General features: G+C 45.1%; 12 protein-coding genes. 1 reads left to right on the top strand and 11 read right to left on the bottom strand.

Features of this window, described 5'->3' with window-relative positions; translation table 11 throughout:
* Window positions 1-154: 154 nt before the first annotated feature.
* Entirely contained in the window at window positions 155-1,462 is a 1,308-nt protein-coding gene (locus N4310_RS05120; RefSeq protein ID WP_262092322.1) for a nucleobase:cation symporter-2 family protein, read from the bottom strand.
* Between the two features lie 182 nt (window positions 1,463-1,644).
* On the opposite strand from N4310_RS05120, the gene N4310_RS05115 reads away from it, so the two are divergent.
* Window positions 1,645-2,226 carry a xanthine phosphoribosyltransferase gene (locus tag N4310_RS05115; protein ID WP_160332133.1) on the top strand — a complete coding sequence of 194 codons (582 nt, stop codon included), beginning with the start codon at window positions 1,645-1,647 and terminating at the stop codon, window positions 2,224-2,226.
* Between the two features lie 59 nt (window positions 2,227-2,285).
* Here N4310_RS05115 and N4310_RS05110 read toward each other — a convergent pair whose 3' ends face one another.
* The 10 genes from N4310_RS05110 to N4310_RS05065 all read right to left on the bottom strand — a co-directional run bounded on the left by N4310_RS05110 (window position 2,286) and on the right by N4310_RS05065 (window position 11,581).
* Window positions 2,286-3,176 (bottom strand): SPFH domain-containing protein, encoded by an 891-nt coding sequence (locus N4310_RS05110; RefSeq protein WP_160332134.1) that lies wholly within the window; start codon window positions 3,174-3,176, stop codon window positions 2,286-2,288.
* A 262-nt stretch (window positions 3,177-3,438) separates the two neighbouring features.
* Window positions 3,439-3,873 carry a hypothetical protein gene (locus N4310_RS05105; protein WP_237397558.1) on the bottom strand — a complete coding sequence of 145 codons (435 nt, stop codon included), beginning with the start codon at window positions 3,871-3,873 and terminating at the stop codon, window positions 3,439-3,441.
* Window positions 3,873-4,256 carry a PH domain-containing protein gene (locus N4310_RS05100; protein WP_262092321.1) on the bottom strand — a complete coding sequence of 128 codons (384 nt, stop codon included), beginning with the start codon at window positions 4,254-4,256 and terminating at the stop codon, window positions 3,873-3,875. The genes N4310_RS05105 and N4310_RS05100 overlap by 1 nt, the downstream gene beginning before the upstream one ends.
* Before the next feature lie 41 nt (window positions 4,257-4,297).
* The gene (locus N4310_RS05095; protein ID WP_262092320.1) at window positions 4,298-4,990 is read right to left on the bottom strand and encodes a TMEM164 family acyltransferase; all 693 of its coding nucleotides are present in this window, start codon (window positions 4,988-4,990) and stop codon (window positions 4,298-4,300) included.
* A gap of 3 nt (window positions 4,991-4,993) precedes the next feature.
* Window positions 4,994-6,352: a UDP-N-acetylmuramoyl-tripeptide--D-alanyl-D-alanine ligase gene (locus tag N4310_RS05090; RefSeq protein WP_262092318.1), complete on the bottom strand. Its 1,359-nt coding sequence runs from the start codon at window positions 6,350-6,352 to the stop codon at window positions 4,994-4,996.
* Between the two features lie 124 nt (window positions 6,353-6,476).
* Window positions 6,477-7,520 (bottom strand): D-alanine--D-alanine ligase, encoded by a 1,044-nt coding sequence (locus tag N4310_RS05085; protein ID WP_262092317.1) that lies wholly within the window; start codon window positions 7,518-7,520, stop codon window positions 6,477-6,479.
* A gap of 9 nt (window positions 7,521-7,529) precedes the next feature.
* Window positions 7,530-8,126 (bottom strand): recombination mediator RecR, encoded by a 597-nt coding sequence (recR, locus tag N4310_RS05080; protein ID WP_160332140.1) that lies wholly within the window; start codon window positions 8,124-8,126, stop codon window positions 7,530-7,532.
* A 9-nt stretch (window positions 8,127-8,135) separates the two neighbouring features.
* Window positions 8,136-10,166, bottom strand: coding sequence for a penicillin-binding protein 2 (locus tag N4310_RS05075; protein WP_262092316.1), 2,031 nt, complete (start codon window positions 10,164-10,166; stop codon window positions 8,136-8,138).
* A gap of 154 nt (window positions 10,167-10,320) precedes the next feature.
* Window positions 10,321-11,016 (bottom strand): phosphoglycerate mutase, encoded by a 696-nt coding sequence (locus N4310_RS05070; RefSeq protein WP_179924589.1) that lies wholly within the window; start codon window positions 11,014-11,016, stop codon window positions 10,321-10,323.
* A 142-nt stretch (window positions 11,017-11,158) separates the two neighbouring features.
* Window positions 11,159-11,581, bottom strand: a complete 423-nt coding sequence (locus tag N4310_RS05065) for a Fur family transcriptional regulator (RefSeq protein WP_262092315.1) — start codon at window positions 11,579-11,581, stop codon at window positions 11,159-11,161.
* Window positions 11,582-11,713 lie beyond the last annotated feature (132 nt).

Below are 11,713 nucleotides of genomic sequence, written 5' to 3'. Positions count from 1 at the left end.
TCTCCATAAGGCAAAAAGCAACGGCTTTAAAACCGTTGCTTTTTTGCGTTAGTCAGAGGGGTTTTTGTCCCAGCCTCAGCATGAGCCCAAAATTAAGAAAGCGAATTAACTAAATTCTTTCAAATTTAGTTCTGTCCCACTCCCTTTGAAAAGCTTATTTTTCTTTTAAGACTTGGTTCAAAATCAAGGCCACAATGGTTCCTGTTGAAATTCCTGATGAAAAAATCATTTGCAAGGCCTGAGGCAAATTGCTGAGCAACTCTGGACGAACCGTTACTCCAATTCCCAAGGCAAAGGCCAGTGAGATAATCAAGAGTTCCCGGTCACCCATTTTGACAGTCGCCAAGGTCTTAACCCCTTGAGCTGCTACCAAACCGAACATAATCACACCAACCCCACCAAGTACAGGCTGAGGCATGATTGAAATCAAAGCTGAGATTTTTGGAAAGACCCCTAACAAGGCCAAGATAATTCCGGCTAAAATCATCACTTGACGGCTGGCAACCTTGGTGAGGGCAATCAAACCAACGTTTTGCGAGAAGGCTGTGTTGGGACCAGCGCCAAAGATACCTGCTAGGAGAGAGCCAACACCATCGGCTAACACACCGTTAGCTGCTCGTTCAGAAGTCATTTTTTGACCAGATGCTTCACCGATCGCCATCATAATCCCCACAGTACCAATCAGCGATACCACATAGGCTGGAATAAAGGCCAAAATAGCAGAGAGTTCAAAGCGGACACCAAAACCAAAAACATTTGGAAGGGCCACCCAAGCAGCATCGCTCACAGCGGACAAATCCACTTTTCCAAGAAAGACACAGAGGACATAGCCAAACACCATCCCAAAGAAGACGGAAGCGGTTTTCAACATTCCTTTACCGTAGTGGTTGAGGAAGAGGGTGAAGAGCATCACGACAAAGGCAATGCTGACATTCTCAACCGAACCATAATCGCTCGAGCCAACACCACCGGCAGCCCAGTCCATACTTACGGGCAACAAGGTAATCCCAATCAGGGTAACCACGGTTCCAGTAATTAACGGCGGGAAAAAGCGCATCAGGGGTTTGATAAAACGACTAAGGATGATCTCCACAAAGGATCCTGCAATGGTCGCTCCAACCACTCCGGCTAAACCGAATTGACTACCAACGCTAATCGCTGGATTGGCAAAGGTAAAGTCCGTTCCCATCATACCAGAAACACGCGCCCCAATCGGTCCCAATCCTTTCGATTGTAGGATGGTTGCTAGACCAGCGACAAAAATAGCGGCTGAAACGAGGGCTGATGTTTGTTCAACCGGAAGGCCCAAGGCCGAAGCGACGACCAAGGGAACAGCGATAATTCCTGCAAAGGCAGCCAGAATGTGTTGCAAAGCCAAGAGAATCGCCAGACCTTTGGGAGGTCTATCCTCAACTCCATAAAGCATCATTGCGACTTCTTCTTTTTGGGTGTTGTGAGACATGGTCCCCTCCTTCTATTTTTAAAAAGAATAGACCTAGTGTAACAGAAAAATAAGAGAAATTCAATACATTTCCTGCAATAAGCTTAATAAACGTTCGCTTTTTGCTTATTTTATTCTATAAAAGGAACCATTTTCTTTAAAAAATCTGATATAATGGAAATATCTCATAAATGGAGGCTATCATGCAATTATTAGAACAGCGTATTTTACAGGATGGAAATGTCTTGGGAGAAAATATCCTCAAGGTCGATTCCTTCTTAACCCACCAGGTCGACTATCAGTTGATGAAGGAGATGGGCAAGGTATTGGCCGATGGTTACCGCGATAAGGGAATTACCAAGGTTGTCACTATCGAAGCGTCTGGTATCGCCCCAGCTATCTATGTTGCGGAGAGCTTAGAAGTTCCGATGATTTTCGCCAAAAAACATAAAAACATCACCATGACCGAAGGAATTTTGACAGCAGAGGTTTATTCCTTCACCAAACAGGTAACCTCAACCGTCTCCATTGCCAGCAAATTCCTCAACGAAAATGATCGGGTCTTGATTGTTGATGACTTCCTGGCCAACGGTCAAGCTGCCAAGGGGCTGATTGAGATCATCCAACAAGCGGGTGCAAGTATTGCCGGTGTCGGAATTGTGATTGAAAAATCCTTCCAAGATGGACGCCAACTAATCGAAGATCTCGATGTTCCCGTTAGCTCCCTCGCCCGGATTGAAAAATTTGAAAATGGTCAAGTCGTTTTCAAAGAAGCCGATTTGTAATCAAAAAAGAGATTCACTGATTGTCGTGAATCTCTTTTTTGCTACTAGTAAAGTTCTATTTAACGAGCCTTCAAGGCAGATAGGATCTGTGTTCGAATATCCTCCACTCCTTCTGGTTGCCCTGGTAGGAAGACCGTTGAATTACCAGCTTCCGCAAAGCTGTTTAGGGTATCCAGGTATTGGTTGGTCAAAAGGATGGACATAATTTGCTCCTCATTTAGACTGACCTGGGCATCCTTTAATTCCCGGATAGATTCAGCTAAGCCATCCACAATGGCCTTCCGTTGTTGGGCAATCCCGACCCCGTGCAAGCGATCTTTTTCAGCCTCTGCTTCGGCGGCGGTGACGATTTTAATCTTATCGGCTTCTGCCAATTCTTGGGCTGCAACCCGTTTGCGTTGAGCCGCATTGATTTCGTTCATCGATTGTTTGACTTCGGCATCTGGTTCAACCTTGGTAATCAGGGTTTTTACAATCTCGTAACCATAGGTAGACATTTCTTCTGCCACTTGATTTTGAACTTCCAAGGCGATTTCGTCTTTTTTCTCAAACAATTCATCTAGCGTTAATTTAGGAACCGAAGAACGAAGGGCATCTTCAATGTAGGACTTAATCTGGCTAACCGGCTTGATCAACTTATAGTAGGCATCAATTACATTGGACTCATTCACCCGATACTGAGTGGCAATATTCAAGGTCACAAAAACATTGTCCTTGGTTTTGGTCTCCACCACAATCTCACTCTGGAGCAGGCGTAATTCAATCCGCGCAACCAAACGATCAATTCCCAAAGGCAACCGAACATGGATCCCACTCGTCGCCGTCTTCTGATAACGACCAAACCGCTCAACAATCGCTACCGACTGTTGACGAACCACATAAATCGAACTGAGCACCAACACCAACAGCAGCAATAGGAAAATCACTGACAGAATCAAGACTAAAATCATCTTCTTCCCTCCTTTTCCTACCATTCTATCATATTTCTATCTGGGCTAAAAGAAAAAAAGGGGAGTTCCCCCTCAAACTGATTTATTATGAAATAAGCGTAAGTTCCTACAAGTTCTTGATCAAAGGCTGACCAGCAGAGCTCCAACTGAAACCACAGGTGCGGAAAAATTCTTGAATCTTTGGTTCCAAAGTCTCCACTTGCAAGGCTGTCCCTTGTTCCTGCTGTTTGATAAAGACTTCAATGGTTTGGTAGAAATGGACTCACCTACCTTGCCGCAAATACTTTGGTTTGAGAGCTAGAAACAAGTCTAGTTTATCTCCTTGTGGCAGGATACGGAAATAGCCTAGTAAGACCCCATTCCAAATCACAACAAAGTACTTCTCCTCACGGGTAGCAGGGGATAAGAGCTCATCTTTCATCTCCCCTAGAGAAAAAACGAACTCCGCAGGAAATAGCCAATCCTGGGTAATTTCCAAAGCCAAGTCCTGGGGCATGGGCATGACGTAGGTATAGTCCATTTTCCGAAAATTCTTGACCAGGTTCTTAATCCGTCGGGCCTGGATATCAACTTTCTTTGTTTGGTAGACATAGTCAAGATAGCCCTGTTGGTAACGAGGAATCATATCCGCTAAAATAAGTTGCACTTCTGTCGGAAGACGAAGTAGAAAATCGCTAAAACGAGGATTTTCAATCATTATTTTAGCAGTACCGCTGCAGCCAAGGCTTTTTGAATGGCTACAACGCTGGTGTCACTCTTGAATTGTAGCACTTCTGCTGGTTCAGCCGCAGAAGAGATCCAGATTTTCAACTCCGCATCCAAATCAAAATGACCACTGGTTTCAACAGTAAAACGTGAGATAGATCCGTAGGGAATCGATTTATAGGATACTTTTTTACCGGTCATTCCTTGTTTGTCAACAAGAATCAAACGGTAATCGGTAAAAACAATCAAATCCCGGACGAGGGTATAGGCCATCTCCACTTCTTCCTCTACTAGGAGGATATTGTCCAACTCCTCTTTTACTTTTCGACTATCCTTTTCGCTCGCATTTCCCATCAAACCTGAAAAAATTCCCATTTCTGACTCCTTTAATTTTTTATCCATTATAGCACACTTATCTAAACCAACTGTTCTCCAACCTCTTTTCTTTCCTTCAAAGAAAGAAGAGCTTCTTGGACTCCAATGAGGCTGAGAAGTAAAAGTACGGTTAATAAGAAAAAATTAAACCAGATAGATCTGCTCTCTAAAATCGGCAAGTTCAGCAGAAAACCATAATTACCACCAGTCAGCACTGCCACAACCGCCATGGCTAGTGTTACCACAAAGGAATAGAAACCTAGATCTCGCTTGGTCAGCCATACATGCTCTGGCTGATGAGAAAGGTAGCTGACCGATAGGTAAAAAAGAAATTGGTGGAGCAGAACAAAACTAAGGTTGGTGATATGGAAAAACGGATAGGGATAGAGTATCGGATATACCAGAGCGACTACCGGACCAAGCACTCCAACATAGGCCCAAAACTGTTTGAGCTTGGAGCCATCTGGCGAGAGCAATAAGAAAAACATAGCCAGCCGACAATGGTAAAAAGGCAAACTGGTCTTCCAGGAAAAATCGCGGAGAAAGAAAAATCCATACAAGGCTAGCAGAATCAAAATAAAGAGATTTTTGACAGCCTTCTCCCCCTTACGATTACGCGCTGCCCAAAATAGCAGAGGGAGGCTCAGCACTAACCCAAAGTGTCCCTGCCAGCCCAAATGAGGAGGGTAATCAAGGGGTCTTGTTGAAAATAGTTGCGTTAATAAATCCCCCATACCTTAATCTCCTTCTAAAGCCTCCACAATCTTAGCCAAGTTCATGGAGTTGCTGCCTTTTAATAAAATCTGATCCGCAGGTTGAAGATCTGCACAGACCGCCTGCGATAAGGCTTCGAAATCCTTGGTTGGGTAATACAAAACCGAACCCAAGGGGAAAATCTCCGCAGCCAGTTTGGCCAGATTTTCAATCTCTTGGCCGTAGAAATAAACGCGGTCTAGTTCCTCTGGACTGAGACTTGTAATCATCGACAAATGCAATTGGTCGGATTCCTGCCCCAATTCTTTCATATCTGCCAGGACAGCCAGCTTCCGCCCGCCCTCTTCTCGGTCCAAGCTCGCAAAGGTCTCAAGAATCAAACGCATGGCTGTTGGGTTGGCATTATAGACATCTGAGAGAATAGCTGCTCCATTTTGGGCAGTCCGCCATTCTGTCCGGTTTTTAGTCAGGATGAGGCTTTGGAAAGCTTCCGCGATGGCTGCTTCAGACACGCCTTCAGCCTTGGCTAAGTAGGCCGCGACCATGGCATTGCTGGCATTGTATTTACCCGGTAGAGGAACTTGCAGGGGTTCTTGCAAGAAGTTCGTTTGGAAGCGAAGCCAGGCCCGGTTTTCTTCCAAATTGCTAAAGCAGAGGTCACCGCCCTCACCAAAGCGCTTAACTTTCACATGATCCGGAAGCAAGTCATCCAACATAGGATCTGCCGGTACTAATAAGAGGGATCCTGCAGGCATGCCATCCGCAATCTGTAACTTACCTTGGGCAATCTCCCTACGATCTTTGAAAAATTCCAAATGCGCTTCTGCAACAATGGTAACTGCCGCTGCCTTAGGTTTGGCAATTTTCGACAGGAGTGAAATGTCTCCCAGATGGTCTTGCCCCATTTCTAACACCAGTTTCTCAGTCCCTTGGGGCATGTGGAGGATGGTGTAGGGAAGTCCAATTTCATTGTTGTAATTCCCTTGGGTTTTATAGGTTGAAAAGGTTGTTGCCAGCAGATGCGCCAACATATCTTTGGTGGTTGTCTTCCCGTTGGAACCGGTGACAGCCAATACATCCACCTGACTTTTCTCTAACACATAGGCCGCCAAAGCCTGCAGAGCTTCCAATACATCCTCAACCCAAAAATAGATTTCAGGGATGTCCAATTCTCTGTCGGATAGGGTTGCTAAAGCGCCTTGTTGAAAGGCCACATCTATAAAGTCATGACCATCCCGCGCGCCCTTGAGGGGGACAAATAAATCTCCGATATCCACCAAGCGGCTGTCAAACTCAACCTTTGCAATCGCCTGATCCTCCTCCAGCACCAGGTGGTTTTTCGGTTTTAAAACTCTTTGAATTTCTTTCAGTGTTAACATCATGTCTCTCTATCTAATCTATTCGCATTTAAATAAAAAGACGGGGCAAGCCCGTCTTTTTGCTGGTGATCCTTTTTGAAAAAGATACTGATTCCTCACCAGCTCCTATTCGTGACCGCATCAATCCTTAAAAGAAATGCGCTTGCCGTTTAGCATAAACCTCTTTAGCCAAGTCTACTAGTTTAGAAATCAGATCTTCATAGGAAAGTCCCATATTCTTCCATAGTAACGGGTACATGGACCACTGGGTAAAGCCTGGCATGGTGTTAAGCTCATTTAAGAAAATGTCTCTATCTTTTGTATAGAAGAAATCACAACGAGATAAACCAGTTCCACCTAGGGCATGGAAGGCTTTACGGGCTTCTTCTCGCATCTTAGCAGCCACTTCTTCAGGGATTTGCGCAGGAATCGCCATCTCAATTTTATTATCAATATATTTAGCTTGATAATCATAGAAGGCAACATCTTTGACAACTTCTCCAGGGAGGGTAGTTTGGATATCTTGGTTGCCAAGAATAGCCACCTCAATCTCACGCGCATCCACCCCTTGCTCGATGAGAATACGGCTATCGTAACGCAAGGCTTCGCGGATAGCTGCCTCCAAAGACGCCCGATCTTCAGCCTTGGAAATACCCACACTGGATCCCATATTGGACGGTTTCACAAAGACTGGATAAGACAAACGTACCTCTGTCTCATCCAAAGCCAAGCCCAAGTCATCTCCTTCAATAAAGGTCGTATAAGGCACCTGCGCAATCCCTGCGGATTCCAAAATTCTCTTGGTCGAAATTTTATCCATGGCCATACTAGAAGCTAGCACACCAGTCCCCACATAGGGCATGCCCAAAATTTCAAAAAATCCTTGAATAGTTCCATCTTCTCCCATTGGTCCATGGAGCAAGGGAAAAATAACGGCCCCCTCTTCATAAAGAAGTCCTGGGTTAAGGGCTTCTAAGTCAGCCAAGCGGTCATTGGTCATCAATTTCTCGGATGCATCTGGAGTTGAGGTAAACTCCTGAGTCTTATAAAACTTCCCTTCACTACTAATAAAGTAGGTCTTCACCTGGAAACGGTCATAGTCTACAGCCCGCATCACACTCTCAGCCGTTAATACGGAAACCTCCCGCTCTGCACTCCGACCTCCATACAAGAGAATTAATGTTTCTTTCATGTCTGACTCCTATAATTCTGTACGGTTTTCAATGGCCCTCAGTAGGGTCACTTCATCCGCATACTCAATATCACTACCAACAGCTAAGCCCCTGGCCAAACGCGTGACCTTGATGCCTGCTGGCTTTAAAATGCGTGAAATATACATGGATGTGGCCTCACCATCTGCGGTCGCATCAGTCGCCACAATCACTTCGGTTACCTGACCATCCATCAAACGGCTAATCAGGGATTTAAGATTAATATCATCTGGACTAACCCCGTTCATGGGAGAAATCAATCCCCCGAGCACATGGTAACGCCCATGGTACTCTTGAATGTTTTCCATGGCTGTTACGTCCCGACTGTCTTCTACCACTAAAATTTGTGTTTCATCCCGTGTTTCATCTCGGCAGATGGCACAAGGGTCATCATCTGTCAGATTACCACAGATGGCACAATATGTCAATTCACGCTTAGCTGCCAAGAGGTTTTTGGCAAATTCGGCCACCTCTTCATCCTCCATGCTAATGGTATGAAAGGCTAAGCGGGTGGCTGTCTTTTTACCAATTCCAGGGAGCTTGGAATAACTTTCGATTAATTTTGCAATGGGTGTGGGATAGAGCATAGCTCCTCCTTATTTTTTAGAATAATATAAATTCACAATATCTTTAGTGATACTGTGGCTAACGGTGGAAAGTAAATCGGTATTATGAGGGAAAACCACCGCAACCGCAATTTCTGGCTCACTACTGGGAGCATAGGCGACGACATTGGTATTAACCGCGCGTATCTTGCCGCGGCTGACAAAGGTCTCAGCTGTCCCGGTCTTAGCCGCAATGCTGACAGCTGCTCCTTGACCAACTGTCGCCCCAGTTGTAAAGGCGGAACCTCCATAAACGACCCGATTCATCCCCTCTTGCAAGAGGCTCATATCCTCTTGAGAAATCGATACCTGGTTGAGCAGGCGACCAGTCTTTTTCTCAACCTCCGAGCCTAGGCCACCATTCTCGTCATTCTCATAAATACCTGCCACAATATGGGGCTGGATCCGCTGACCACCATTGGCCAAGGTTGCTGCATATTGGGCCAACTGCATCGGGGTGTAGTTATCAAACTGACCGAAAGAATTATTCATATAGTCTGCAACCGTAAATTCAGCTGGTAAAAAGCCAAGCGACTCATTGGGCAAGTCAATTTCTGTTTTGACCCCCATCCCGTACTGGGCAAAGGCTGAACGGATTTTCTCCATAGCTGGTTTCACAGCCTCTGGACTATCCAAAAGCGCTGTTCCCAGTGGACTTCCCAAAATCCGCAAGGCCACCTGAACCATGTAGGTATTGGACGAATATTCCAGAGCATCCAGGGCCGAAATGTCACGTACACTACCTTCGGTAAACCAGGAATTAATTCCATAAACATTTTGATCAGCTAGGACTTCATTGCCTGTCAGGGCCCCATTCTGCCAGCCAGCTGTGAGGGTGGCTGGTTTGACTACCGAACCTGGTACAAAAACATTGGTAATGGTCCCCAAAGAATCTGTCGCCAGATCATGGCTTTCCAGATCTTGCTTAACTCCAGCCATGGCGAGAACTGAACCATCTTCTGGTTTCAAGACAACAGCATAGGCACCTTCCGTCTCTAGCGCCGCTCCCTTATCCATCTCCGACTGGAGGGCATTGCGTAAGATGTCCTCTACTCCTTGCTGGAAATCCAGGTCAACCGTCAACTTAAGGTTTTGACCTTTTTCGCCCTCTGACTTGGTCACTACTTTTTCCAGGTTGCCATTTTTATCCAGATACAGTTCTTTTTCCGAACGCTTACCTTGGAGAACCTCTTCGTATTCTTTTTCCAAATAAGAGGTCCCAACTCGGTCATTGAGAGAATAGCCTTTCTTTAGGTACTCCTCAACCTCCTCAGCTGGAATTCCGGTTTTCTCACTGGAGACACTACCAACAATGCTGGACAGCGGCGATTCCAAGACCTTCCGTTCCCAGCTGGTGGAAATGGAAATCCCTGGGATGTCCTGGCTACTGGAGGCCACCAGGGCGACCTGTTCCGGATTCAAATCCTCTGTTCGGAGGTGGCCCGTTCCAAAACTGGAAATGGCATTGAGCTGGGTGAAGAGCAGGGCAATTTTTTTCTCCTCTGGACTCAGATCTTCCTGCTTCAAGGTTACTGTCTCTACAGCATTGCGGTAGAGGTCTTTCTCCTCTAAAGGATTCCCCTCACCATCCACTTTTTTATCTTTGGGCAGCTGTTCCACCACTTCCCGATAGACAGCTGGATCGGCCAGGTAGTAGTCTGCTAATTGGCGTTGACTCAGATCCTCGTCCTTGACCTCCACCAATTGGTCAATTTTTCGAGCTGTTTCCTTCAAAGACTCGGCTGTATCCTGATTACTGCGGGTATAGGAGACCACTTGCTTGCTTTCATTTTCGACCAAGGGCTTGCCTTGGGCATCATAGATTTGCCCGCGAACCGAACTGGCCTTGATGATTTTTTGACTGGCCATATTCATTTTTTCCAAATAAAAAGCCTGGTTAAAAACCTGCATATGGGCTAATCTGGCTCCTAAAATGACAAATATACCAAAAACCAACCCAAGGATTAAATAGAGTCTTCCAGGGATGGTTTGTTGCTCAATGACGGGCTTTTTTCTTCTCATTCTCTTCCTAGCACTTTCTTGAAAACTCTCTTCATTTTACCACAGATTCCTCAGCAAGTGGGCATCCCCACTTTAAATATTTCCCCTAAAAAATCGCTCAAAAGAATCAAAAAAACGCCCAGGCACAAAGCCCAGACGTTCCCCTCATACAAGATTAGTCTTGTCCAAGGTAGTATTCTTTCACAACGTTCAATTTGTCATCCAATTCGAACACAAGTGGTGGGAAGTTTGGAATTTCAACATCCATGATTTCATCATCTGACAATTGTTTGATGTGTTTTACAAGAGCACGGATAGAGTTACCGTGTGCTCCAACAAAGACATTTTTACCGTCTTTCAAAGCTGGCGCGATTTTATCTTCCCAGAAAGGAAGAGCACGTTCCAAGGTAACTTTCAAGTTTTCCGCATCTGGAATAACGGTATCATCCAAGTGTGCATAACGACGATCAGAGTGAGCTGAATGCTCATCATCACGGTCCATGTTTGGCGGTAATACATCGTAAGAACGGCGCCAAATATGAACTTGCTCATCACCAAATTGCTCAGCTGCTTCAGCCTTGTTTTTACCAGTCAAGCCACCGTAGTGACGCTCATTCAAACGCCATGATTTTTCAACAGGTACCCACAATTGGTCTGCTGCTTCCAAAGCAAGGTTGGTTGTTTTGATCGCACGTTTCAAAACAGAAGTGTAAGCTTGGTCAAATTCGATTCCAGCTTCTTTGATCAATTTACCAGCATCAATCGCTTGCTGAGTCCCTTTGTCAGACAAGTCAACATCTGCCCAACCTGTAAAGAGGTTAGCCTTGTTCCATTCTGACTCACCGTGACGAGCAAAAACTAATTTCACCATCTCTAATTCTCCTTAGGTATTATAAGTACTGCCAAGCAGTCCCCATTATTCTACTACACTTCTGGGTCAAAAACAAGGGGCAAGTGAATTTTATCACGACATATTCACGTCAGGCAGCTCCCCAAATTTATCCAGCCTCCACTTACTGACACTCTGGACAGAGACCGTAGACCAGAAGTTCTTGTTTTTGCAACTGATAACCAGTCTGGTCTCTGACAAGGTCTGAGATATCCGGCAGTGGCTCTCCTTCAAAATCTGCAATCTTTCCACAATTTTCACAAACGATATTGAGGTGCTCATGACCCATAAAATCATAATACCGCGTCTGATCATTTTTTATCTTGATTTCCGTAACCAATCCCTCCTTGAGAAACAGATTGAGATTGTTGTAAACCGTTGCCAAACTAATTTGCGGGTAAACATCCATCAGGTCCTGATAAATTTTCTCAGCACTCGGATGCTCATGACTCGTCATTAAATACTCCAACATCAAACGACGTGCCTCCGTCACACGAATACCATGATCCCGTAAATCTTCCAATATTCCCTCGAGCTTGTTCACCATATTCTTCCTCTTTTTATTCTACTAATTCCATTATATCCTAAATTCCTCTTTTTTGATTAGACTTCCTGCGAAACGTTAACTATCCTTCAAAATTGATAATACCAGCAATCAAATTCATTCGTAAACCAAAGC

The sequence above is a fragment of the Streptococcus danieliae genome (assembly GCF_025447695.1).
Taxonomy (GTDB): Bacteria; Bacillota; Bacilli; order Lactobacillales; family Streptococcaceae; genus Streptococcus; species Streptococcus danieliae.
Note: the sequence above shows the minus strand (reverse complement) of the source record. Positions and strands in the feature narration are given on the sequence as shown.